This window comes from Pedobacter foliorum, from assembly GCF_013266735.1.
GTDB classification, from domain to species: Bacteria; Bacteroidota; Bacteroidia; order Sphingobacteriales; family Sphingobacteriaceae; genus Pedobacter; species Pedobacter foliorum.
Window position 1 is genome coordinate 277,675 of the sequence record NZ_JABSNU010000003.1, and the last position, 25,826, is coordinate 303,500.

Consider the following 25,826-nt stretch of genomic DNA (forward strand, 5'->3'; position numbering starts at 1 on the left):
AATGAATAAATACCCATATATGTGGAGATTATTGTTTCCGGTGTTGTTTATCCTGTGCGTTGTATTCTCCTGTAGGAGGCTGCCTAATGTACAAGGAGAGGGATCACCAATTTTACAGGGAATTTGGAATCAGGATAGTGTGCCAAATGCAGATAAATTACTGAATTATACACAGCATAAATTCAAATTCACCTGTGATTCATTTTATGTTGACTTTGTTACCCATTCGAAAGTGAATTACTATGCTGATTCTTGCTTTAATAATGGAGTATGGCAGGAATATGCTAAGGGGACTTATCAGGTTAAATCTGATAGTATTTTCTTAACTGGTACTTTCACCAAATCCAATTACAAACAGAAGATTTCAGGATGCTATCAAATAGGACAATATATTAAAACCTTTAAAATTAAGACGGCAGATACAAGTAGGTTGGTACTTCAAGGAACAGATAATCAAAGAGAAGTTGATTTGAAGCTTCAGGAGAAGATAATTTGTACTCCGCAGAGCTTATAATAAATGCTGAGCAATTAAAAAGTAGATAAAGATGAAAAGAGTAGGTAAGATTTTTAAAGGTATTATAGTTTTCTCAATAATAGCCTATATGCCATTAAGTGCAGGTGCTTGGGGAATGCTTGGCCATAGAATAGTAGGGCAGATAGCTGAAAGTCATCTTACTAAAAGAGCAAAAAAGGGGATTAAAGAAGTTTTGGGTAATGAAAGCCTAGCAATGGCAAGTAATTGGGGTGATTTCATTAAATCAGACCCGTCTTACAATTACTTGTACAATTGGCATTTTGTAAACTTACCCGGAGGATTGGATAAACAAGGGGTGTTTGACTTTTTAGACAAAGACACTGCGGCCAATGTCTACAACAAGGTTCCACAAATGATCTCTGTTTTGAAAAACAAGCAAAGTACACCAGATCAAAAAAAACTTGCTATGCGTTTGCTGGTACACCTTGTTGGCGATTTAAATCAACCAATGCACACGGCTCGCAAAGAAGATTTAGGTGGTAATAAAGTTTTTGTTACCTGGTTTGCTGAGAAATCTAATTTGCATAGGGTGTGGGATGAGTCATTAATAGAATACCAGCAGCTAAGTTATACTGAGTATGCAAATGCTATTAACTATCCTAATAATGAGCAATTGGCCGTATGGAAAAGCAGTTCCCTTAAAGATTTTGTTTATGGATCTTACCAGGCTTGTAATAGAATTTACGAGAACACAAAGCCAGAGGATAAGCTAAGTTATAAATACAACTTCGATTTTGTAAACCTTTTAAATGAACAACTGTTAAAAGGAGGTGTTTGTTTGGCAAACATTCTTAACGATATTTATAAATAATGAAGATTTTAATGGTTTGCCTTGGTAATATTTGTCGCTCGCCATTGGCTGAGGGTATTATGAGGCATTTGGTAAATGAACAAGAATTAGGTTGGGAAGTTGCTTCGGCAGGAACTGGTGATTGGCATGTAAATCAACCTGCTGATAAAAGGAGCATAGCGGTTGCCAAAAACTTTGGATACGATATTTCTAAGCAAAGAGCCAGACATTTCAATAAACAAATGTTTGACGAATTTGATAGCATTCTTGTAATGGATAGCAATAATTTAAGAGATGTTCAACGACTGGCAACAGGCGAAGAACAGCGTAAAAAAGTTAAACTATTTTTACTTGACGAAAATGAAGTAACAGATCCATATTTCGATAGCGCCCTTTTTGAACCGGTGTTTTTAGAAATAGAAGCACGTTGTAAACAACTGATTGAAGAACTTAAAGAATCGTAACTTATAATGGAATCGCCGAAACTATTTATGTTGCTATTGGGCTGCACACCTCGAGGCAGGTTTACTGAGCAGCATGATGTTTTCTTTACAGTAGGTAATTCATTAAAGGATATCAAAGAAGAGATCATGGCTTTTTGGCCAGAGGCAAATGGTAAAATACATATCGATGCCTGGCGCGAGGTAACAGAAGTTGATGGGTATCAGGTTAAGGTGGTAAACCGAAATGAACAAGTAACAGCTGATAAACTTTTCTTTTTAAACCTGGGTGGATATAAGGAGGGTGAGTTTGATGAGCTACATTATAAAATGTTAGCTGTTGCTAATGAAAAGGCCATTGCTATTAAACAAGCAAAAGAAACAGCATTCTACAAGCATGCCGGTTTTGAAGGTGCAACATCACACATTGATGATAAATATGGCGTAGATGTGGATGATGTGTTTGAAATTGAGGACATACTTCCTGCTAGTATGAAAGAACATTATATGCTACATATCAGTCCAGCTGCAGGTCTCCCAAAAGATGAAATGCATTTAGGGTATTTGATACTTAGTAAACTATAAGGAAATTAAAAAATAGGGCGTACAAAAAGGTAAGAACGTCATCCTGAATTTATTTCAGGACCTTGTAGAAGCTATTCAAAACCTGCTTAAACGAGGTCCTGAAATAAATTCAGGATGACGACGGGCTAATGATACATGCCATCATTTTAGCCTGTTATTCTTGGGCTATACCCCAAATTCCTTATCTAAGTATTCTGAAACCTTACCAATTGCATTGTCAATTGTGTCACTTAAAATGGTGATGTAGGACCCAGATTTCGCAGTTGCGATAATGTATTTCAAACAGTCATTTCCGTTATTATTAATCGTAATTTCCATCTCTGGTTTTACCTCGCGAATACCCGCTATCAATAAATCAATTATCTCCTGTTGATCACGACCCCTCAGGTATTTCTCCTGACAGATGATAACTCTATCAAACATCTGCGCTGCAATTCTGGCTGTTTCTTTTATATCCTCATCTCTTCTGTCGCCTGTGCCAGATATTACACCTACATGTTCTGTAGCTTCAATAGTTTGTAAATAGGCTTTTATGCCGTTAAAACCATCGGGATTATGAGCAAAATCAACAAGAATTTTGAACTCTTTAAATTTAAAAGTGTTCATCCTGCCCGGAGTTTGAGCTGCCGAAGGTATAAAGGTTTCTAATGACATTCTGATGTCTTCAATTTTATATCCCCATAAGAAAGTAGCAAGCGTAGCAGCAAGTACATTCTGGATCATAAAATCGACACTGCCACCAAAGGTTAAAGGAATGTGTGTAACCTTTTCTACTCTTATTTTCCAATCGCCTTTTTTAATGGTGATGTAACCGTTCTCATAAATAGCCGCAATGCCACCTTTTTTGCAGTGCTCTGTAATAACCGGATTTTTCTCATCCATGCTAAAAAAGGCAATGTTGCTATCTGCATTGTTGGCAATTTTTATACAGTATTTATTATCTGCGTTAAGCACACTCCAACCATTTCTTTTTACTGCACCAATTACTACGGCTTTTACCCTGCAAAGATCATCCAAAGTATGGATGTCTGATATTCCCAAATGGTCCTCCTGAATATTGGTTACAACCCCGATATCGCACTTGTTAAATCCTAATCCGGCTCTTAAAATACCACCACGTGCAGTTTCCAATACCGCAAACTCTACAGTAGGATCTCTTAAAATAAACTCTGCACTAATCGGGCCTGTTGTATCCCCCTTCATTAGCTTAGTGTTTTGGACATAAATACCATCAGAAGTTGTAAAACCAACCCTTGTTCCATTGCTTTTAACAATATGAGCAATTAGTCTGGTTGTAGTCGTTTTTCCATTGGTACCGGTAACGGCAATGATCGGAATCCGCGCATCTTTACCCGGAGGGTATAACATGTCAATAACAGGAGCAGCAACGTTTCTAGGCAGGCCTTCGCTTGGCGCAAGGTGCATTCTGAAACCAGGAGCAGCATTCACTTCCAAAACAACACCTCCATTTTCTGGAAGTGGCTGTGTTAAGTTTTCTGCCATGATATCTATCCCACATATGTCTAAGCCAATTATTCTGGAAATACGCTCACTTATAAATATGTTTTGTGGATGAACCAGATCTGTAACATCAATTGATGTACCTCCTGTACTTAAGTTGGCAGTTGATTTTAAATAAACGGTTTCGCCCTGCGGAGGGATAGAATCTAGTGTGTAATCCTTTTTTGCAAGCAAATCCAAAGTATCCCTGTCTACCGTTATTTCGGTTAAAACGTTTTCGTGGCCATAGCCTCTTCTTGGGTCTTCGTTTTCCTTATTTATTAATTCCTGAACAGTGCTTTGCCCATTGCCTGTAACATGTGCAGGCACACGCAAAGCCGCTGCAACCATTTTATGATCTATTACCAGAATTCTAAAATCATATCCTGTAATAAAACGTTCAATGATTATTCTTCTGGAGTAGTTTTTAGCATATTCAAAAGCTTCTTTGGCTGCTTCCTCCGTTTTTACATTAATGGTAGCCCCTCTACCATGATTTCCGTCTAAAGGTTTAAATACCAATGGAAAACCTACCTTTCTTATTGCATCCGGCAGGTCTTCAATGTCAGATATGGTTACTCCTTTGGCAACTGGAATAGCTGAGTCCTGCAATAGCCTTTTGGTTTCGTCCTTGTTGCCGGCAATATCAACGGCTATGCTATTCGTTCTCTCTGTCATGGTTGCGCGAAAGCGTACCTGATTTTTGCCATAACCTAACTGTACAAGAGAACTCTTGTTTAGCCTTATCCAAGGGATATCTCTTGAAATTGCTTCATCTACGATAGAACCTGTGCTTGGCCCCAATCTTTCCATTTCTCTAAGCTCACGCATACGCTGTATATCTGTCTCCAGATCATACTCATGGTCGTTGATTAGTGCTTCAGCAATTTGAACAGAGGCTTCGGCGGCATAAATACCAGCTTTCTCCTCAATGTAGCTAAAAACGACATTGTAAATGCCTTCTGTTTTGGTTTGTCTAGTTCTTCCGAATCCGGTATCCATTCCTGCCAGAGTTTGAATTTCTAATGCAATATGTTCAATTACATGACCCATCCAGGTGCCTTCCTCAATCCTTGCTAAAAAACCACCGGGTTCGCCTTTAGAGCATCGATGTGTTTGCAAGGATGGGATCAATTTTTCAATACGTTCTCTAAATCCTTCGATAAGATTGGTTGGCCTCTGCTCCATTTCTCCCAGATCCAGTCTCATTTGGATCAATTTTTTTCTGTTTATCGACCAAATGTTTGGTCCACGGAGCACCTGTATGCCTAATATTTTCATTGGTATAAATTTGTTCTTTTATGATTAACGTTGCCTAACGTTAGTTCTATAACACGCTAAGCTTAAATAAGTTTATTGTTTACTGTTGTTCTCTTTGAAGAAAATGCTCTTGGCTTTTTTATAGCATATTTTTAAAAGTATTTCGAACTTTTACCCGGATTACTCTATGCTTTAAATGGAGAGATTAAAGTATAAATATTTTCCGAGAATTATGCTGTTATTAATCCAATTAATTGTGAATATATTTTGTGTAAATAATTTAGAGGTAAAGTTTAAATAATGAAATTGTTAATTGGTGTTTTAAACAGATGAAAAGCAAGAATATGACCTGTTTTAAGGGCTATTATTTAAAGTTAACTCCGCGGCTTTAGAGGTAGGAATGAGAGGATCTTGAGCGGGCCTTATTTAAAAAGGGTGATAGGCCAGACTGTGAAATGTATAAAAAAGGAGTTTTGTAGGACTATAGTCCTACAAAACTCCTACGAAAGTCCTATAAGAGTCCTAGTTTAGTCTTATTTGTTATAGTTAACAATACGGTTCGATTTAAAAGCTGAAATTTTTCTGAATAGATGATAAAATTGCATTACAAATCAATTTTATCTAAGTTTGGCCCTATTGGAAATATAAATATTTGAAATGACTCCGAAGGGTAAATTAATTATTATAGGGGGTGCAATAAATACCGGAAGTTTTACTGAAACTCAGTTCGGGTTGCCCCAAAATATGAACTTTTTTGAAAGGGGTATTTTAAAGAAAATCACTGTTGAATCTATAAAAGATAATAAATCAAGATTCGAAATCATCACCACGGCATCACTTATTCCAGAGAAAGTTGGCGAAGAGTATATAAAGGCATTTGCTCAACTTGATGTGCAAGATGTTGGTGTGTTAAACATTAACAATCGTGAACAAGCCAACTCAATTGAGAATTGTGAAAGGGTAAAAGCTGCCGATGTAATCATTTTTACCGGAGGAGATCAGCTTCGGTTGTCATCAATATTTGGAGGTACATCCATTCATCAAATTTTATTAGATAAATATCAGAATGAACCTGTAGTAATTGCAGGAACATCTGCTGGGGCTGCGGCATCTTCCAAAAATATGATCTATCAGGGAAGTTCTAAGGATGCACTTTTAAAAGGAGAGGTTAAAATTACCGGTGGACTAGGCTTTATTGATGGAGTAATTGTAGATACACATTTTGTACAAAGAGGTAGAATAGGTCGCTTGTTATATGCTACGGCAAGTAATCCGGGTATTTTAGGTATTGGTTTAGGTGAAGATACAGGGTTATATATATCTGAAGGAAATAACATGGAAGCTATAGGTAGTGGAATGGTTATTTTGGTTGATGGTAGAGATATGGCTGATACGAACTTAACCGACGTTGAAATGGGTCAACCTGTTTCTATTAAAAACATGATTGTACATGTAATGTGTGATGGCGACACTTATAATCTTACAGAACATAAATTAACTATTCATCATCCAAAAGTTGTTTCAGCAGATTAGGATGAAAGTAATTATACATGGTGGATTCTTTAGTGAATCGGATACCAATCAGGAAACGAAAAAAGCAAAACAGCAAGCCCTGTCGGCTATAGTTACACAAGCGCATAATTATTTGCAAACTCATACAGCGCTGGAAACGGTAGTTTATACTGTGAGTTTGCTGGAAGATGACGAATTGTTTAATGCTGGCTTGGGGTCGCAAATCCAAAGTGACGGAAAAGTCCGTTTAAGTGCCTCCCTAATGGATGGGAAAACTCAAAAATTTAGTGGAGTTATCAATATTGAGGATGTAAAAAATCCTATTCAGGTTTCTGAGAAATTGTTAGGCTATGAAGACAGGGTTCTAAGTGGTGAAGGAGCTTCAGCTTTTGCAACCAAAAACGGATTTGGATATTTTGATCCAATTACCTCGCAAAGAAGACTAGAATATCAGGCTAAATTAAACCAGCAAGAAAGAAAGGGAACTGTTGGATGTGTTGCATTAGATGCCGACGGAAATATTGCTGCAGCAACCTCAACAGGTGGAAAAGGCTTCGAAATTCCATGCAGGGTTAGTGATTCTGCAACTGTAGCAGGCAATTTTGCCAATCCGTTTGCCGGCATTTCTTGTACGGGGGTTGGAGAGGATATTGTAAATACTGCTTTGGCAGCAAAGATAGTTACCCGTGTAACAGATGGTTTTAGCTTAAAGGATGCTTGTGAAAAATCATTTGCAGAGTTGAAGTTAATTGATGGTTTTGCAGGTGTAATAGGTATTTCTTCGCAAGGAGAGATTTATCATCTGGATTCTCATCCGTATATGGTTTGGGCTTCTTTTGATGACAGCCTGCAGGTCTTCCCATAATAATACCTGATAATTGAGTTTAACGTAACAGCTATAATACTGTATTTGTTGTAGATTAACTACCAGCTAACACTAATTTTAATTTCGTGAAAGATATTTGACCTGCGGCTTTGTTGCACGAACATTTAATTATTAACGAAATGGATTCACGTAGAGATTTTTTAAAAAAGGTAGCGTTACTATCTGGCGGTACAGCCATGGCAACTGTTATGCCTTCGGCAATACAAAGGGCATTTGCCATAAATCCCGAAATGGGTAGTACCTATCTTGATGCTGAACATGTGGTTATATTAATGCAGGAAAATCGCTCATTTGACCACTGTTTTGGAACCTTGCAGGGGGTAAGAGGTTTTAATGATCCTCGGGCCGTTCATTTACCGGATAAAAAACCGGTATGGTTTCAAACTGATGCAGCGGGCAATACCTACTCTCCATTTCGATTAAATATAAAAGATACAAAAGTTACCTGGATGGGCGATTTGCCTCATTCGAGAGCTAGCCAGGTAGATGCCAATAACTTTGGGAAGTATGACAAGTGGCTTCCAGCAAAAAGATCGGGCAATAAAGCATATGCTGATATGCCTTTAACTTTAGGTTATTATACCCGAGAAGATTTGCCATTTAATTATAGTATGGCTGATGCCTTTACGGTTTGCGATCAGAACTTTTGTTCTGCAATGACTAGTACTACACCTAATCGTTCTTTCTTCTGGACAGGTAAAATTACTCATGAAGAAGACGGCATCCCAAAAGCAAACATTAGAAATACAGACTTTGGTTATGGAAATATGCCTTGGGGCACGTTCCCCGAATTATTGGCAGAGAATAACATTCCATGGAAATTCTATCAAAATGATCTAAGTTGTGGGGGCGGTTTTGTCGACGAAGAACGTTCATGGTTATCCAACTTTGGCTGTAACCTCCTTGAATTTTTTAAAGCTTATAATGTTAAGTTCTCCGAGCGGTACATAACAAATCTACAGAAACAAGCAGAGGGGCTTCCCGGTGAAATTAATAAACTGCAGGAAAGAACTCCATCTAGTGAGGAGGATGGGAAAAAGGCTCTTGAAAGTATTAGAAAAAAACAGGAAGTATTAGATAATGCCCGTAGCGAACTTTCAAAATGGAACAGAGAAAGCTATGAGAAGTTAACTGACAAAGAAAAGCATCTCTATAAAAGTGCTTTTGTAATTAATTCTGGTGATGCTAATTTTCGATCCATTACAGCGCTTACCTATAATGATGAAGGTGCAGAGCGTAAGGTGACTGTGCCAAAAGGCGATTTGCTTCATCAATTCAGGCAAGATGTAAATACAGGGAAACTACCTGTTGTATCGTGGCTTGCTGGTCCGCAAAACTTCTCCGACCATCCAAGTGCTCCGTGGTATGGCGCCTGGTATGTATCAGAGATTCTCGATATTTTAACTAAGAACCCTGAGGTTTGGAAGAAAACGATATTTATTGTTACTTATGATGAGAATGATGGTTATTATGATCATATTCCTCCTTTTTCAATCTCAGATGCCAAAATACCCGGAACCGGAAAATGTTCAAAGGGAATAGAAACCGAAATAGAGCATGTTCGCTTAGAGAATGAACTAAAACAAGGGATTCCTAAAAATCAGGCACGTGAGGCTCCAATAGGACTTGGTTTTAGAGTGCCGATGGTTATTGCTTCTCCGTGGAGCAGAGGAGGTAAGGTGTGTTCTGAAGTTTTTGACCACACTTCGTCTTTACAGTTTTTGGAAGGATTTGTAAATAGAAAATTCAAAAAGAACATAAAGCTTGATAATATTAGCAAGTGGCGCCGTACCATTTGCGGAGATCTTACCTCTGCTTTTAGTCCTTATAATGGCAATAAGTTAGAAAAGATCGCTTTTCTTGATCGAGATAAAAATGTGGAAACTATATACAATGCCAAGTTTAAAGCAGATCCAATAGGATTCAAAAAGCTTTCTGATACAGAGATCAGAAAAATTGCAGATCAGAAAGCGGGAATGTTACTGCAGGAAAAAGGAATACGATCTTCCTGTGCTTTACCTTATGAATTGTATGTGGATGGAGGATTAAGGGGGGATAAAAATAGTTTCGAAATCAATTTTATATCGGCTAATAAAGTATTTAATGAGAAAGCGGCAGGTTCTCCATTTACGGTAAGTGTTCCTGTAAAGTATAACGATGAAATAAGTAAAGATGAAGTTTCAAGAAATTGGTCGTTTGCTGTTTCTGCTGGAGATCAGTTAAGTTATAGTTGGCCGGTTAATGCATTTGAAAATGAAGCTTACCATTTGCGAGTGAATGGTCCAAATGGGTTTTATAGAGAATTTATTGGAAATAGGAATAGCCCTCAAGTAAAGGTAAATGTGGGCTATGAGCGTAACCGGCTTAATCCAAATAAGCTAACCGGTAATATTAAAGTTGATGTTGCTAATAACAGCTCCAAACCACAAACGTTTATAATAGTGGACAATAGCTATGGTAAAGGTCATCAAAATAAATTAGTGGCTGCAGGAGGGAAAGTGAGTGTTATTTTAGACCTTTCAAAATCTTATAACTGGTATGATTTCAGCGTAAGACTACAAGGGAATGATGTTTTTGAAGAACGATTTTCGGGACATGTAGAAACCGGTGTTGAGACTAAAACAGATCCTTTAATGGGAGGAACTGTTTAGCATCTGAGCTTGTTTCTTAGCAAGTTAGCCCAAAGAGATAGTGCTTGTTTACTACTTTTGTTATATCTTTACCGTATGAACAAGAGTTGGTTAGCAATCATTTTTCTGATTATATCAAATCGAGCAATGACTCAAACCAGTCATTTTCTGCCTCAGCAACCCCTACAGGGAAGTGGAGCTATAAATATTGTAGTATCTAATCTCGATGAGAAAGAGGGAGACACTTATTTTGCTGAAGCCGAGAAAAATGAAAAAAATGGGGAGCTAAATGAAGCCGTAACATTGTTTGGTAAGGCTGCTTTTGAATACAATAGTTCTAAGCAATTTGCTCGCTATGGCGAAGCCTTGATGAGATTAAGTAATGCTCATTATCAGCTGGCGCATTTTGTTGAAGCGGAACAAGTGGTTTTAAATGTGGCGTTAAAAAACTACTCGAAAATGGGTAGTAGAAACGGTCAGATGGAATCTTATAGCCAATTGGGTAGGATTTACCTTGCCTTAAATAAGCCTGTTCAATCATTATGGTTTTATACTCAGCAAGGCATTTTGGCCAAGCAGCTAGGGAATAGTTCAGCTTATATAGAGTCGGTTTTAGGTTCAGCAAATGTAAAGATCAGGAAAAAGGAGTATTCTTTGGCGGCTAAGGATCTGGACAGAGCGGAGATTTTGGCCAAATCGGCTAATAACGTCGAATTTAAAAATCAGATTAAAGATGCCAGATCAATGCTTCCTGCTATTGCAGCTACTAAGGCCGTAAAAAAATCATCAAAGAAGAAATAAAAATACATTATTGTAATCTTCTGTGTTTGAAGGTGTTTTTAAGTTTAATTTTTTTAATAGTATTTCGATAACTTTCGTAAGTTTACAGAAAAGAGACAGTAATAATACTGTCTCTTTTCTGTTTATTTATGAAATTGGTATCATATTAGTGTTGGATTATAAAAATGGATTTTAAAATAGCAAAAGAGATGTTGAAAAGAATATTATTGGTAACCTTTACCGCCGCTGTACTCGCATGTCATGCATCACCACAACCACAGCAAATGGTGCAGGGTGTAAGTAATATTGTGCCCGATGAAAAACAAGCACTGGTATGTAAGGAGATAGTTACCCTCATAGAGAACTATAATTACAAAAAAATAAAAGTTAACGATTCAATATCTTCTGTGGTGTTAGACAAATACATTAAGGATTTGGATCCTTATAAGTATTATTTTCTTGCTTCTGATATAAAGGAATTTGAGAAGTTTAGATTTTCTCTGGACGATGATTTCAGAGCGGGTAGTCTAAATGCTCCATTTTATATTTTCAATGTGTACCTAAAAAGATATAATGAATGGATTGCATATTCATTGAATCAAATAAAAACTAAGTATGATTTTAATCAGAACGATAGTTACGTTTTTGATCGTGAAAAGATGCCGTGGGCAACATCAACTACCGCATTAAATGACATTTGGAAAAAGAAAGTAAAGTATGAACTTGTTAACCTGAAAATTGCAGGTACACCTGAAGCTAAAAATGTTGAGACCTTAACCAAGAGATATCAAAATTTAAAATCCCAGGCAGCCAAAGTTAATAATCAGGACATCTTCCAGACCATTATGGATGCTTTTACTGAAACTATTGATCCACATACTAATTATTTTAATCCTACTAATGCTCAGGCTTTTAATGAAGATATGGCACGTTCTTTTGAAGGAATCGGTGCAAGACTACAATTAGAGAATGAGGTTCTTAAGATTTCGGAGATCATTCCGGGTGGTCCCGCCTTTAAGAGCAAGCTATTGAGTGCTGGCGATAGAATTGTGGGTGTAGCACAAGGAAGTGCAGAGTTTGAGGACATTATCGGATGGAGAATAGAAAACTCTGTTGCTAAAATTAAAGGTCCTAAAGGAACTAAGGTTAGATTGAAAATAATTCCTGTAGGTATGGATCTTTCTTCTAAACCGGTGATTGTTGAGCTGGTGAGAGAAAAGATTGTTATGGAAGAGCAGTCTGCTAAGAAAAAAGTTAAAACAATTCAATCTGATGGAAAACCATATAAGATTGGTATAATTACCGTTCCTGCATTCTATGCTGATTTTAAAGCTGCAAGAGCAGGTGATCCTAATTATAAAAGTACAACTCGTGACGTAAGGTTATTAATTGATACCCTTAAAAATCGTGATAAGGTTGATGCCATTGTAATGGACCTTAGAGCTAATGGCGGTGGATCATTGGTAGAAGCCATCGATCTTACTGGTTTATTTATTGATAAAGGACCTGTTGTGCAGGTTAAGGATATCAAAGGCGCTATTGAAGTTGATGAGGACACTAATCCAGGTGCACTTTGGACTGGTCCATTTGGTGTGATGGTTGATCGATTGAGCGCTTCTGCATCTGAGATTTTTGCAGGTGCAATTCAGGATTATGGTCGTGGTATTATCATGGGAACTCAAACTTATGGTAAAGGAACCGTACAGTCGTCTATAGATATGAATCAGCTGGTAAATCCATCTATTTTGCAAAGACTTGCCGCTTTGGTTGGTAAAAATGTAGCGGGTGGAGCAGCAGGTAAAGATGGTGTGGCACCTCCTCAGTTAGGTCAGATCAATTTGACAATGGCTAAGTTCTATCGTATAACCGGAAGTAGTACACAGCATAAAGGTGTAATGCCGGATATTGAATTCCCTTCTTTATATCCAATGGATAAAATAGGAGAGGATACTGAAAAATCGGCACTACCATGGGATGAGATTAAGAGATCTAATTTTACGCCTGTAGCAGATCTTAATCCGATTAAACCTGAATTGGTTAAACTTCATGAGGAAAGAATGGCTCAATCTTTAGATTACAAAATCCTTAATCAGGATATTGCCGATATGAAGAAGAGAGAGAAAGAAGTCTCAATTACTTTAAATGAAGCAAAACTTAAAGCTGAACGCGATAGCCTAGAAGCTAAAGCATTGGAGAAAACGAATTTGTTAAGAGCAGAAAGAGGTCTTCCGCCAGTTAAAAAAGGTGATAAAATAAATAAGGAAGAGAGCTTTGACTTTGTTGAAGAAGAAAGCTTAAAAGTAATGTTGGACCTTATGAAGGTTACTAACCCTAAAGATAAAGCGGTTGTTAAAACAACAAACGCAGAATTCAAATAACGATTCGTTATAAATGAGTGTAAAACAAGAGCGGCGACTAGAATTCTAGTCGCCGCTCTTGTTTTAATAGAGTTTTTGTCTTGAACTTTATTTCTTCTTTTCAGCGGTTTTTTGCATTTGCATCGCCATCATTTCTTTCATTGTTCGGTTCATACCCTCAGTAGATCCATCAAGGAAGATCACATTGCCATCGCTGTTTTCAGCAAATTGTTTAATAGATTCAGTCCACATTGTGAAAAGAATAACTGAAATATCCAGATTAGCCTCTTCCATTTCTTGAGCTGCTTTAGTCATACCATGAGCAACTTCTGCACGGAATAACGCAATACCCTGACCTCTAAGTTGAGCTGCCTCACGTTCTGCTGCGGCTGCAATTTTAATGGCATTACCATCTGCTTCTGCTCCTTTTGTTTTTGTAATCAATAAAGCCTGACCTTCATTTTCGGCTGCGGCTTTTAAGTTGTTTGAGGCTACCACGCGACTCATAGAGCGCATAATCTCTTCATCAAATGTAATGTCGTTAAGTTGTAAATCCTGTAAGTGATAACCCCAGCTTTCTAATACCTGATCTATCTGATGCTTAACGTGGTCTACTATTTCGTTTCTTTGGGCAAGTACATTTGCTTGCTTTTGTGTGGCTACATAGGCTCTTATGGAGCCTTCAATGGTACGGATTAGTGCCTGCATTAAGTTTGTAGAGTCAACGAATTTAAAGGCAACGTTCTTAATTGTTTCTTCATCATGGTTAATTACAGAATAAAGTAACATGGCTTTGAAATATACATTGGCCTGATCCTGCGTTACTGCCTGGAAAGAAAGCTCTACAGATCTGTTTTGTATTGAAATTCTGGAGTGAATATTTTCAATCAAGGGTATTTTTAAGCTTAGCCCGGGACTTAGTAGTCTCCTGTATTTTCCGAAAATAGTTACTACTGCAATTGTGCCTTGTTTAACAGTTACAAATGAACTGATTAATATCACTGCTGCAATAAAAAGAATGATGTAAAAAGTGTATTCCATAGCGTTTTGTTAATTATGATAATGAATAAGTTAAGATACGAACTATCGGGCATAGATATTGCATTAGTTAATTAATCTAACTAAAATTTACCTTATGAATGTTAAACGAACTTTTGGAACTATCTTAACTGTTTTGGGAATAGTAGGGCTTATTTATGCTGGGTACGGGTATGTTCAGCACACTGTACAGGCTAGAGAGTTGATTGTAGTTGCCGTTATTGGGGTTATATTCTTTGTATCCGGTATAGGTTTAATAAAGAATACAAAAGATGAGGCTTAGTCTTTTTTTAATTCAATACGACCGTTACCAGAGAAATTTAACTGATGTTCAGGGAAATCGGTATTAGTTAGCCATTGGATCTTTTTAAAGGCGGTATAGTTGGTGTCCAGAGTTAAATTGCTAATCTTATTCTGCTTTACTGAAATAATATCAGCAAGAATAAAGTCGCCGTTCGATTTGATTTTAAGCTGTAGCAATGGGGCAAAGCCGTTAGGGCCTTTAAGGCTAAACATTCCGTAAGTACAAAAATTGCCTAAACTATAAGCAATGAATTTGTTTTTATAAACCTCTACTGCTCTGGTAACATGGGGGCCATGACCAAGAACAACGTCAGCCCCTGCGTCTATTACACCATGAGCAAAGGAATATACATTGCCTCTGTTTTCTTCGTAAAATATTTCGTTTGTTCTTGGTACATGTTCAAATTTGGCGCCTTCGCCACCGCCATGGAAGGAAACAATAACAACGTCAGCCTGCGTTTTTAACCTTGCTACAAGCGATTTAGCACTGTCGAGCTTATTGATTGAAACGGTATTCTCATTAGGTGCAAAGGCACAGAATGCATATTTGATACTATCCTTTTCGAAAATAACTGATGGGTGCGACTGCAGCCCCGCATAATTTATGTTTAGTGAATCAAGGATAGTTGCGGTTTTTTCTCTGCCTTTAAGGCCGAAATCACCAACATGGTTATTTGCAATACTTAATAAATTGAATCCTGCATTTTTTATGATTCCGGCATACCTTTCGGGCATTCTAAATGCAAAGCAGCTATTCCCAATGGTGTCTTTGCATTTTGTAGACTTACCACTGTTGAGGAAACATCCTTCAAGATTTCCAAAGACAATATCTCCTTTTAAAAAAGTGTCTACATTTTTGAAGCTATTTATCGCATCGTCTTTTGGTAGGTTTGATTTATCAGGATATGCAGAACCAATCATAATATCGCCTACAGCAATTATGGAAAGGGTATCTTTTTTTAAAACTGTAGTGTCTTTTTGTGTGGTGTCCTGAATTTGTGAAAGATCAGCGGTGGATGCTGTTGTTGTGGTACAGCTTAGCAGGATTAAGCTAAACAAGATGTTTAAAAGGCTTATACTTAGAAGTCTCATTTTTAATTGATAAAAAAAAATCCTCCCAAAATATCAGGAGGACTTAAATGCTTTATATTCAAAAAGAATCTTATTCCTCAATTAGATCATTCTTTACAGCATCAATTATTCTTCCGCCTTTATAGAAATATCTAGAGTAATAAGGTTCATTTAAATTACTGATTACAACACCACGTGTTGATGAAGCGTGAGCAAAACGGTTATCCCCCAAATAGATTCCGATGTGCGTAATGCTTCTGCTTTTTATTTTAAAGAATACAAGATCACCTTCTTTCAGTTCATCTTTAGACAATGGATCAACCATGCTAAAAATATCTCTTGAGTTTCTTAATATAGTAGTGTTGAAAACTTTATCGTAAATGGCTTTTGTAAATGCCGAACAATCAATGCCTTTGCTCGTATTTCCACCAAATCTGTAGGGAGTTCCAATCCATTCGTAAATGAATTTATACAGTTTAATGTTAGAAGTTGCATCAACGGCAACGCCCATCACTTGCGAAAAATATTGTGAGGCTAAATTGTCAGGATCTTCTAATTTATTAGTTTCTTTTGTTTTTGTTTGTGCGTTTAAGGCCGAGAGGCTGCACAATACAACTAGGGAAGACAACAAAAACTTTTTTATCATGTTATACTGTTAAGTTTGGGTAAAAAGCACTTACACTTAAACGTACACCACTGCGGGCTTATTGTTTGGATGGCAAACATATGTATTTTACAAATGTTATCCAAATGTCACAGACCTAATATTAAAAGTTATTAACATTTTTTGTAACCTTAGTGTGCATTTTACATCATTTTCTTCGATATGTTGCAATAAAGAAGTAGATTTGCTCTCGTAAATAAAAATCAACACCCAACAATGAGTGCAGTAGAAATTAATAAAGATACCTATCTGAAGTGGTTTGAGTCGATGTTGCTGATGCGCAAATTCGAAGAAAAAACTGGACAATTATACGGACAACAGAAAATCCGTGGATTTTGTCATTTGTATATTGGCCAGGAAGCCGTAGTTGCGGGAGCTATTTCTGCATTAAATCAGGAAGATTCCATGATTACTACCTACCGTGATCATGCTCATGCATTGGCAAAAGGCGTAAGTGCTAACAGCATTATGGCCGAAATGTATGGTAAAGCTACAGGTTGCTCAAAAGGCAAAGGTGGTTCTATGCACATGTTTAGTAAGGAATTTAATTTTTATGGAGGCCACGGTATTGTAGGGGGACAAATTCCTCTTGGAGCAGGTATTGCATTTGCTGAAAAATATAAAGGCACTAAAAATGTAAATGTTTGCTATATGGGTGACGGAGCAGTTCGTCAGGGAGCTTTAAATGAGACTTTCAATATGGCGATGCTTTGGAAATTACCTGTAATATTTGTTTGCGAAAACAATGGTTACGCAATGGGAACTTCAGTTGAGCGTACCACTAACATGCTTGATCTTTATAAAATCGGTTTAGGTTTCGATATGCCATGTGCACCGGTTGACGGGATGGATCCTGTTGCTGTTCACAATGCAATGGATGAGGCTGCTCAACGTGCAAGAAACGGTGAAGGACCAACTTTCTTAGAAATGAGAACTTACCGTTACAGAGGGCACTCTATGTCTGACCCTGCTAAATATCGTACTAAAGACGAATTAGAAGAGTACAAAGCTAAAGATCCTATTGAAACTGTAAGAGAAGCTATTCTTAAAGAGAAATATGCAGATCAGGCTTGGATCGAGGAAATCGAAAATAAAGTTAAACAGATTGTTGATGAGTCTGTTAAATTTGCTGAAGAGTCACCTTGGCCTGAAGCATCAGAATTATTTACTGATGTTTATGTGCAACAAGACTACCCATACGTACAAGATTAATTTAGAACGCATTTCAATAGATATATAGAATGGCTGAAATAGTTAGAATGCCCAAGATGAGCGATACCATGACAGAAGGTGTTATGGCTAAGTGGCATAAAAAAGTTGGCGATAAAGTTAAAAGCGGCGATGTTATGGCCGAAGTGGAAACCGATAAGGCAACCATGGATTTAGAATCATATTGGGATGGTACCATTTTGTACATTGGTGTAGAAGAAGGTAAAGCTGTTCCTGTTGATGCTATAATTGCTGTAATTGGTAAAGAAGGTGAAGATTATAAAGCAGCTCTAGATGCTGAAGCTGGTGCAACACCTGCTAAAGAAGAGCCTGCAGCAAGTAAACCTGTTGAAGAGAAAAAAGAAACTGCTTCAGCTCCTGCATTAACTGACGCAGATCTTGAAAAACAAGGTGTTACTGTTGTTCGTATGCCTTTATTAAGTGATACAATGACTGAAGGCGTAATTGCTGAATGGCATAAAAAAGTAGGTGATACAGTTAAAAATGATGATATTCTTGCTGATGTAGAAACCGATAAGGCTACTATGGAAGTAATGGGTTATGCAGACGGAACTTTATTACATATTGGTGTTGAAAAAGGACAAGCGGCTAAAGTAAATGGTATTATTGCTATTGTAGGTCCGCAAGGAACTGACATTAGTGGAATACTTAATCAGGGTGATGCTCCGGCAAAACCTGCTGCTGATAAAAAATCTGACGCTCCTGTTGAAGAGAAATCTTCTACATCAGTTGCGAAAGAAGAAGCTCCTGCTGCTTCTGCAAGTACAGATCGCGTAAAAGCATCTCCATTAGCTAAAAAAATTGCTCAGGAAAAAGGTATTGATCTTAGCCAGGTTGCAGGTAGTGCAGATGGTGGTCGTATCATTAAAAAAGATATTGAGAACTTTAAGCCTGCCGCTAAAGCTGCTGAATCTTCTTCAGCTCCAGCTGCAGGGAAAGCTGCGCCAGTTATTCCTCAATATGTTGGTGAAGAAAGATTTACTGAGAAACCAGTATCGCAAATGCGTAAGGTAATTGCCAAACGTTTAGCAGAGAGCTTGTTCACTGCTCCACATTTCTACTTGAATATTAGTATTGATATGGACAATGCAATGACTGCACGTACGGCTATTAATGCTGTAGCTCCGGTTAAGGTTTCGTTCAATGATATTATAATCAAAGCGGTTGCTGTTGCGTTAAAACAACATCCAGCAGTTAACTCTTCATGGCGTGGAGATAAAATCCGCTTCAATGAGCATACTAACATTGGTGTTGCTATGGCTGTAGAAGATGGTTTGTTAGTTCCTGTAGTTCGTTTTGCAGATGGTAAGTCATTATCTCATATCTCAGCAGAAGTTAAGGAGTACGGACAGAAAGCGAAAGCTAAAAAATTACAACCATCAGATTGGGAAGGTTCTACTTTTACTGTTTCTAATTTGGGTATGTTTGGTATTGATGAATTTACATCAATCATCAACTCTCCGGATGGTGCAATTTTATCAGTAGGTGCAATACAACAAATTCCGGTTGTTAAAAACGGAGCAGTTGTACCAGGTAATGTGATGAAACTAAGCTTAGGCTGTGATCACCGCGTTGTTGATGGCGCTACAGGTGCTGCCTTCTTACAAACACTTAAAGGATTGCTAGAAGAGCCAATCAGATTATTGGTTTAATCGGAAAATATACCAGTTAGATTTTAACAGGTAAATCATATAAAATATTAAAGGTTGTTTGCCCATAAAGCAGACAACCTTTTTTTATTTACGTCATCCTGAATTTATTTCAGGATCCGAGAAGGAGCAGCTATCATAAAAGTTGGGAATAGTAGGTGCGGGGGTCCTGAAATAAATTCAGGATGACGAGGAGCATAACTGTTACTTTTTGTACTTTTGCGCTCATGTCGAATATCAAACCCTCTTTAGCAAAAGGAACCAGAGATTTTTCTCCACAAGAAATGGTGAAACGCAACTATATTTTTGATACTGTTAAAACGGTGTTTAAAAAATATGGTTATGCAGAGATACAAACTCCCTCAATGGAGAACCTATCAACTTTAACTGGTAAATATGGCGATGAGGGTGATAAACTGATATTTAAGATCTTAAACAGTGGCGATTACCTTTCGAAAGTAAAGCCTGAGTTACTTGCACAGGCAAACTCAAATGCTGTTATTTCATCTATTAGTGAAAAAGCATTACGCTATGATTTAACGGTGCCTTTTGCCCGCTACGTTGTGATGCATCAGAATGATATTTCTCTTCCTTTTAAACGTTTTCAGGTGCAGCCGGTATGGCGTGCTGATAGACCGCAGAAAGGACGTTACAGAGAGTTTTATCAGTGTGATGTGGATGTTGTAGGTTCGGATAGTTTATTAAATGAAGCAGAGTTTATATTGATCTATCAGGAAGCGTTAAGCAATCTTGGTTTAAAGGATTTCACAATCAAGATCAATAACCGTAAGATATTATCAGGAATTGCTGAAGTTGTAGGTAAGCCTGAGCTAATTATAGACATGACTGTAGCTATCGATAAGCTTGATAAAATTGGCTTGGATGGTGTAATTAAAGAGTTATTAGAACGTGGGTTTACTGAGGCGGATATTGATAGGTTAAAGCCTGTTATCTTGCTGGAAGGAACCAATGAGCAAAAGCTTGCTAGTTTGAAAACAGTATTGGCAGTTTCGGAAACGGGACTTAAAGGTGTTGAAGAGATAGAATCGGTATTTGATTATGTAGCTTCAATGCTTAAAGCTGATACATCTTTAAAGCCAAACGTTGAATTAGATATTACCCTTGCAAGAGGATTAAATTATTATACGGGCTGCATATTTGAAGTTAAAACCAATGAAGTTGCCATGGGTAGCATCGGAGGTGGAGGAAGATATGATGACTTAACCGGTATGTTTGGTTTAAAAGGCTTAACCGGGGTAGGTGTGTCTTTTGGAGCAGATAGAATTTATGACGTATTGTTGGAATTGAATCTTTTTCCTGAATCTACTGCTGCTGGTACCAAGGTTCTGATCAGTAACTTTGATAAGGACGCTGAAAGATACGCTCTGCCGATCTTACAGCAACTACGTAGCGCAAATATAGCCGCAGAGCTTTATCCTTCTTCAGCGAAGCTTAAAAAGCAAATGAGCTATGCTGATGATAAGCATATCCCTTATGTAGTATTGATCGGTAGCGATGAAATGAGCACCGGTGTGTTAACATTAAAAGACATGCACAGTGGTCAGCAAGAGAAATTAACTGTTGCGGCTATCATTGAGCAGTTAAAAGTTAGTTAGCCTTTTGAGGAAGCCATAAAGGCTTCCAGGTTTCCTTTTGCTTTTGTACTGATTTTGTTTCTTAAAAATCCTGTCCATCCTAATACAAGTCCTGTAAATCCAAGGGCTTGTTTGGCCCATGTATGGAAATTAAAATCATCCGTATGTTTTACAATTTTGCCATTCTCAATTAGAAAGGAAGCTTTAACACGGTTGATCACTTTGTTCCCGGTAGCAGAAAAAGTATAATATGCATCCCATTCAGCACTGCCTCCGGTCCCATTGCCGGAGATATTTTTGAATTCAATTCGCATATCCTTACCGCTTTTGATGAGCATGGCCCACATTGCACGCACCTGATTTGCATCTAAATTACTAAAAACCGGATCGCTAAAGGTTGCGTTATCAGCGTAGCAGTTTTGCATTGCCTTTACGTCCTTATTTTGAAAACTGGTGTAAAAGTGGCGGATAAGTTCTTCGTTCGTTGTCATAAGCCTAAACGGTGTTTTCTTAAAGTGTCTTTTGCAATATCATATCCGGCATCAGCATGTCTGATAACCCCCATTGCAGGGTCATTATGTAATACCCTTTTAATTCTAACTTCGGCATCAGCTGTGCCATCTGCAACTATTACCATCCCCGCATGGATAGAGTATCCGATTCCTACTCCACCACCATGGTGTAATGAAACCCAGCTTGCTCCACCCGCAGTATTGATGAGTGCGTTAAGAATAGGCCAATCTGCTACAGCATCGGAACCGTCTAACATAGCTTCGGTTTCCCGATTAGGGGAGGCGACAGAGCCTGTATCTAAGTGATCTCGACCAATTACAATTGGAGCTTTTACTTTTCCTTCGGCTACTAGTTTGTTAAATGCCACACCTGCTTTTTCTCGTTCTCCTTGTCCAAGCCAGCAAATTCTGGCGGGTAAGCCCTGAAAGGCAATACGTTCCTGAGCCATGGTAATCCACTGTTTTAAGCTTTCATTTTCAGGGAATAGCTCAAGAATCAGTTTGTCGGTTTCATAAATATCTTGTGGGTCACCACTTAAGGCCGCCCATCTAAAAGGACCTTTTCCCTCGCAGAATAGTGGACGGATATAAGCCGGAACGAAACCAGGGAAGTCAAATGCATCTTTAACCCCTACCTCCAGTGCCCGGCCACGCAGATTGTTCCCGTAGTCAAATGTGATAGCGCCACGACGCTGTAATTCCAGCATTTGTCGCACATGCTTAGCCATGGTAGCATAAGACAATTCTACATACTTTTCGGGATTCGCTTTGCGCAAAGTGTTAGCTTCTGAAACACTTAATCCTTCAGGGAAGTATCCAATTAAAGGATCATGTGCAGAGGTTTGATCTGTTAATGTATCTGGTGTAATATTTCTATCAATCAATCGCTGTAGTAACTCAACTGCATTACAAACTACACCAATTGATAATGCTTTGCCTTCTTGTTTGTATTGTAATGCCCTGTCAATTGCAGCATCTATATTGTGTTCAATTTCGTCGATGTAGCGTGTTTCCAATCTTTTCTGAATACGCCATTCTTCAACTTCAGCGGCTAAACAAACACCTTGATTCATTGTTATTGCTAGTGGTTGGGCACCACCCATGCCACCTAGACCAGCTGTAACATTTAAAGTGTTCTTTAAATTGCTATTGAAGTGTTTTTTCGCTAACGCGGAATAGGTTTCGTAAGTGCCTTGTACTATGCCTTGCGAACCGATGTAGATCCATGAACCTGCAGTCATCTGGCCATACATCATTAAACCCTTATCTTCCAGCTCATCAAAATGTTGTTGGGTAGCCCATTTAGGAACCAGCTGAGAATTTGATATCAAAACCCTTGGTGCATCCTTATGTGTTGGTAATACTCCAACTGGTTTCCCAGATTGTATTAACAGGGTTTCTGTATCTTCCAGATTTTGCAAGGCTTTAATGATTAGCGCCAGGGCTTCTTTATTTCTTGCAGCTTTACCACGACCACCATAAACAATAAGCTCTTCAGGACGTTCAGCTACGTCTGGATCAAGGTTGTTTAATAACATTCTTAATGCAGCTTCCTGCACCCACCCTTTACAGGTTAATGTGGTGCCTGTTGGTGTATTTTTTTTACTGAGATCAAGATTTAAATTCATAATAGCAGTCATATAAAGGCAATGTTACCAGACAAATGTATAGAATTATATAGAATTGGTTAAGTTTGGTCTTTGAAATTGAAAGAAAAGGTTTTACATATCAATAGAGCTATCTCGGTTGTTTTGTTAATGGTCTTTTCCATTGCACTTACTCCGTTTAGCATTCTTCATAATCATCATGAGGAAGAGACTACCTGTGCCAAAAATGGGGAAACCTGTAAACATCAATATCATATTCGCAACCATGCTGATACTTGTTTAATTTGTGCGGCTCATTTCGAAAAAGATTACATCACTACACATTCTCACTACACTATATATCAGGTTAGCAAACCTGTTTTAAAACCCGTAGAAGCAATCAGCAGTTCTTATGCTGAGTTGATTAGCTTAGGGTTAAGAGGCCCTCCTGTAGTTTAATTCTTAAATAATTTATTGTTTTCATGAGGCTGCATTTTTTATGCGGTGCTTCATGATTTTTATACACTCAAATAAAGCCTGTTTAATCTTAGAGCTGGTTTTGTACTCATATAAATACATTCATGAAAAAGATACAATTTTTGCTAGTTGTACTACTATATACATTATTATCAGCTAATAGTTTTGCCGCTGAATTAATAGAATTGAAGGGTAAAGTGATTGATGCTGAAACTAAGCAACCACTACCAGGAGCGTCAATTTTAATCCCTGATCTTCGAGTATCCGCTATGACAAATGAATCAGGTGAATTTATCCTCAAAAATGTTCCTGCACACGGAAATTTCCTGGTGCAGATTAGGTATGTAGGATACCAAACTATAACACAAACTGTCGATTTTAAGACGGTAGGCTCAATGGAGTTCGCTTTAAAGTCGAGTGTAATTGAGGGAAGAGAAGTGGTTATTACAGGATCGGCGAATAGTTCCGATAATAAGAAAAATAGTACATCTATTGCAACTGTTAGCAAGGCTGATCTGTTGTATCGCCCATCAACCAATTTAATAGACGCGATATCCCGTACTCCAGGGGTATCTCAGATCACAACTGGAGCTGGTATATCAAAACCGGTTATTCGTGGATTAAGCTACAACAGGGTGGTAACGCTAAATAATGGGGTGAAGCAACAAGGACAGCAATGGGGAGATGAACATGGTATTGAAATTGATCAGTACAGTGCAGATAGGGTTGAGGTATTAAAAGGGCCTGCAAGTTTAATGTATGGTTCAGATGCTTTAGGGGGAGTTATTAATATACTCGATGCGCTTCCGGTTCCTGAGGGGTATTTGAAAGGCGAATTCTTAACTAACTATGCAACAAATAATGGTTTAACAGGTAGCTCTTTAATGCTTCAGGGTAATGAAAATGGTTTTGTTTATAGAGCTAGAGGTTCCTATAAAAATGCTTATTCATATCAAACACCAACAGAATATGTCCCTAATTCTGGATTCAATGAATCTAATTTTGAAGGTCAGATTGGGCTGAACAAAAGATGGGGATATGCACATTTAGATGCATCCAGTTTTCGTACAAATATTGGATTTTATGAGCCCGTAAGAAATGAAGAAGGGCAGCTTGCAAATGATGAAGGTGCGGTATTTACTGATGATCAGAATAAGGATAGAACATTGGCATTTCCAAAACAAGACGTTCGTCACTATAAAATCGCTTTAAATAGTAATATTTTATTGGGAGATGGAAGTTTAAAGGCAACTTTAGGCTATCAGCATAACCTCAGAAGAGAGCTGTCGGCAGCAGGAGAGGATCCTAGTCTGTTTTTAAACAGTTATACCTATAGTTATGATCTAAAGTATTCTTTTAATGAAATAAATGGCTGGGCACCCGTAATTGGTGTTTCGGGTGAGTTTATTCATAGTTTAAATACAGGTGGATTAGAACAGCTAATTCCAGATTTTGATAGTCAAGCATTTGGAGGCTTTGCTTTTGTTAAGAAAACATGGGACAAGAACACATTTAATGTGGGTGCCCGTTTCGACTATAGAAAAATGACAGGTAAAGATTTTCATACTGATGATGTAGACTTTAATGCTTTTAGTAATAAGTTTTCTCATATTACCGGTGCCCTTGGTTATACACATGAGTTTAATGATGAGCTTAGCTTTAAAACGAATTTGGGAAGTGCTTTTAGAGCACCAAATATTGCAGAGTTATCTTCTAATGGCGTTCACGAGGGAGTATTTCGTTATGAGGTAGGTAATCCGAACCTTAAGCCTGAGCAGAGTTATCAATTTGATGCCTCATTCGATTATGAGAACAAATACCTAAGTGCCAGCTTAGGCGGCTTCGCAAATTACATCAACGATTACATTTATTACAGTACTAATGGAGCTACAAAAGAAGTGGATGGTAGAAACTTTCCTGTGTATAACTTTGTTCAGAACAATGCTTTTTTAAGAGGGATAGAAGCATCTTTAACTTTACACCCTGTTAGCTTTATCCATTTAGAGAATGGGTTTTCTTTTACTCGCGCAACAAATCGTACTACCAAAGAATCGTTACCTTTTATTCCGGCAGCAACGTTGCGTAATGAATTGCGCTTTGAGCCAAAAATAAATGGTTTGGATCATTCTTATCTTTCTGTAGGGATAGATAATTTCTTTAAGCAAAGCAAAGTAGATAGTTTTGAGCAACCTTCATCAGGTTACACACTCTTAAATGCCTCAATTGGAACAACAGTTAAGTTGAGCAAAAATCAAGATATCACGATTTATGTTGCAGGTAAGAATTTACTGGATAAAGCATATTATGACCATTTAAGTAGATTTAAGCCTGGAAGATTAAGTGATGAAGATCAGACGCTTGGTATTTACAATCAGGGACGCAATATCACTTTTGGGGTGAATATTCCGTTTACTTTGAAAAAGTAA

General features: G+C 37.8%; 21 protein-coding genes. 15 read left to right on the forward strand and 6 right to left on the reverse strand.

Translation table 11 applies throughout. The features are described 5' to 3' along the window. Position 1: 1 nt before the first annotated feature. From HQN83_RS07980 to HQN83_RS07995, 4 genes are read left to right on the forward strand one after another with little or no spacing between them, the layout of a single operon-like run. On the forward strand, positions 2–514 hold the full coding sequence (locus HQN83_RS07980) for a fumarate hydratase (RefSeq protein WP_246254380.1): 513 nt from the start codon (positions 2–4) through the stop codon (positions 512–514). 31 nt (positions 515–545) lie between these two features. Next, on the forward strand, positions 546–1,346 hold the full coding sequence (locus tag HQN83_RS07985; protein WP_173089815.1) for a S1/P1 nuclease: 801 nt from the start codon (positions 546–548) through the stop codon (positions 1,344–1,346). Beyond that, on the forward strand, positions 1,346–1,789 hold the full coding sequence (locus tag HQN83_RS07990; protein ID WP_173089816.1) for a low molecular weight protein-tyrosine-phosphatase: 444 nt from the start codon (positions 1,346–1,348) through the stop codon (positions 1,787–1,789). Before HQN83_RS07985 ends, HQN83_RS07990 begins: the two co-directional genes overlap by 1 nt. 6 nt (positions 1,790–1,795) lie before the next feature. Beyond that, a complete protein-coding gene (locus HQN83_RS07995; RefSeq protein WP_173089817.1) occupies positions 1,796–2,350 on the forward strand; it encodes a DUF1543 domain-containing protein in 555 nt (184 codons plus the stop codon). A gap of 165 nt (positions 2,351–2,515) precedes the next feature. Here HQN83_RS07995 and cphA read toward each other — a convergent pair whose 3' ends face one another. Continuing rightward, positions 2,516–5,131, reverse strand: a complete 2,616-nt coding sequence (gene cphA / locus HQN83_RS08000) for a cyanophycin synthetase (RefSeq protein WP_173089818.1) — start codon at positions 5,129–5,131, stop codon at positions 2,516–2,518. A gap of 636 nt (positions 5,132–5,767) precedes the next feature. On the opposite strand from cphA, the gene HQN83_RS08005 reads away from it, so the two are divergent. The 5 genes from HQN83_RS08005 (at position 5,768) to HQN83_RS08025 (ending at position 13,296) form a co-directional block, all read left to right on the forward strand. Then, complete coding sequence (locus HQN83_RS08005; RefSeq protein ID WP_173089819.1) at positions 5,768–6,643, forward strand: cyanophycinase; 876 nt, start codon at positions 5,768–5,770, stop codon at positions 6,641–6,643. A gap of 1 nt (position 6,644) precedes the next feature. Beyond that, complete coding sequence (locus HQN83_RS08010; RefSeq protein WP_173089820.1) at positions 6,645–7,487, forward strand: isoaspartyl peptidase/L-asparaginase; 843 nt, start codon at positions 6,645–6,647, stop codon at positions 7,485–7,487. A 140-nt stretch (positions 7,488–7,627) separates the two neighbouring features. Continuing rightward, the gene (locus tag HQN83_RS08015; RefSeq protein ID WP_173089821.1) at positions 7,628–10,159 is read left to right on the forward strand and encodes a phosphocholine-specific phospholipase C; all 2,532 of its coding nucleotides are present in this window, start codon (positions 7,628–7,630) and stop codon (positions 10,157–10,159) included. Positions 10,160–10,234: 75 nt separating this feature from the next. Then, positions 10,235–10,939: a tetratricopeptide repeat protein gene (locus HQN83_RS08020; RefSeq protein ID WP_173089822.1), complete on the forward strand. Its 705-nt coding sequence runs from the start codon at positions 10,235–10,237 to the stop codon at positions 10,937–10,939. 164 nt (positions 10,940–11,103) lie between these two features. Next, positions 11,104–13,296: a carboxy terminal-processing peptidase gene (locus HQN83_RS08025; RefSeq protein WP_173089823.1), complete on the forward strand. Its 2,193-nt coding sequence runs from the start codon at positions 11,104–11,106 to the stop codon at positions 13,294–13,296. 87 nt (positions 13,297–13,383) lie between these two features. On the opposite strand, the gene HQN83_RS08030 is transcribed toward HQN83_RS08025, so the two are convergent. Next, complete coding sequence (locus tag HQN83_RS08030; protein WP_173089824.1) at positions 13,384–14,316, reverse strand: SPFH domain-containing protein; 933 nt, start codon at positions 14,314–14,316, stop codon at positions 13,384–13,386. Between the two features lie 94 nt (positions 14,317–14,410). On the opposite strand from HQN83_RS08030, the gene HQN83_RS08035 reads away from it, so the two are divergent. After that, positions 14,411–14,596: a hypothetical protein gene (locus HQN83_RS08035; protein ID WP_173089825.1), complete on the forward strand. Its 186-nt coding sequence runs from the start codon at positions 14,411–14,413 to the stop codon at positions 14,594–14,596. On the opposite strand, the gene HQN83_RS08040 is transcribed toward HQN83_RS08035, so the two are convergent. Both HQN83_RS08040 and HQN83_RS08045 read right to left on the reverse strand, forming a co-directional pair. Continuing rightward, entirely contained in the window at positions 14,593–15,708 is a 1,116-nt protein-coding gene (locus tag HQN83_RS08040; protein WP_173089826.1) for a CapA family protein, read from the reverse strand. The genes HQN83_RS08035 and HQN83_RS08040 overlap by 4 nt on opposite strands. 70 nt (positions 15,709–15,778) lie before the next feature. Then, positions 15,779–16,333, reverse strand: a complete 555-nt coding sequence (locus HQN83_RS08045) for a C40 family peptidase (protein WP_173089827.1) — start codon at positions 16,331–16,333, stop codon at positions 15,779–15,781. 234 nt (positions 16,334–16,567) lie between these two features. Between HQN83_RS08045 and pdhA the strand changes: the two genes are divergently transcribed. The 3 genes from pdhA to hisS all read left to right on the forward strand — a co-directional run bounded on the left by pdhA (position 16,568) and on the right by hisS (position 20,846). Continuing rightward, positions 16,568–17,563, forward strand: a complete 996-nt coding sequence (pdhA, locus tag HQN83_RS08050; RefSeq protein ID WP_108204833.1) for a pyruvate dehydrogenase (acetyl-transferring) E1 component subunit alpha — start codon at positions 16,568–16,570, stop codon at positions 17,561–17,563. A 29-nt stretch (positions 17,564–17,592) separates the two neighbouring features. Beyond that, the gene (locus HQN83_RS08055; RefSeq protein WP_173089828.1) at positions 17,593–19,233 is read left to right on the forward strand and encodes a pyruvate dehydrogenase complex dihydrolipoamide acetyltransferase; all 1,641 of its coding nucleotides are present in this window, start codon (positions 17,593–17,595) and stop codon (positions 19,231–19,233) included. Positions 19,234–19,457: 224 nt separating this feature from the next. After that, positions 19,458–20,846: a histidine--tRNA ligase gene (hisS, locus tag HQN83_RS08060; protein WP_173089829.1), complete on the forward strand. Its 1,389-nt coding sequence runs from the start codon at positions 19,458–19,460 to the stop codon at positions 20,844–20,846. Here hisS and HQN83_RS08065 read toward each other — a convergent pair. Both HQN83_RS08065 and hutU read right to left on the reverse strand, forming a co-directional pair. Continuing rightward, positions 20,843–21,316, reverse strand: coding sequence for a nuclear transport factor 2 family protein (locus HQN83_RS08065; RefSeq protein WP_173089830.1), 474 nt, complete (start codon positions 21,314–21,316; stop codon positions 20,843–20,845). The two genes, hisS and HQN83_RS08065, sit on opposite strands and share 4 nt — an antisense overlap. Beyond that, positions 21,313–22,965 carry a urocanate hydratase gene (hutU, locus tag HQN83_RS08070; RefSeq protein WP_173089831.1) on the reverse strand — a complete coding sequence of 551 codons (1,653 nt, stop codon included), beginning with the start codon at positions 22,963–22,965 and terminating at the stop codon, positions 21,313–21,315. The genes HQN83_RS08065 and hutU overlap by 4 nt, the downstream gene beginning before the upstream one ends. Before the next feature lie 72 nt (positions 22,966–23,037). On the opposite strand from hutU, the gene HQN83_RS08075 reads away from it, so the two are divergent. Together HQN83_RS08075 and HQN83_RS08080 are read left to right on the forward strand one after the other, a co-directional pair. Next, positions 23,038–23,382, forward strand: coding sequence for a hypothetical protein (locus tag HQN83_RS08075; RefSeq protein ID WP_173089832.1), 345 nt, complete (start codon positions 23,038–23,040; stop codon positions 23,380–23,382). Positions 23,383–23,504: 122 nt separating this feature from the next. Next, positions 23,505–25,826, forward strand: coding sequence for a TonB-dependent receptor (locus tag HQN83_RS08080; protein WP_173089833.1), 2,322 nt, complete (start codon positions 23,505–23,507; stop codon positions 25,824–25,826).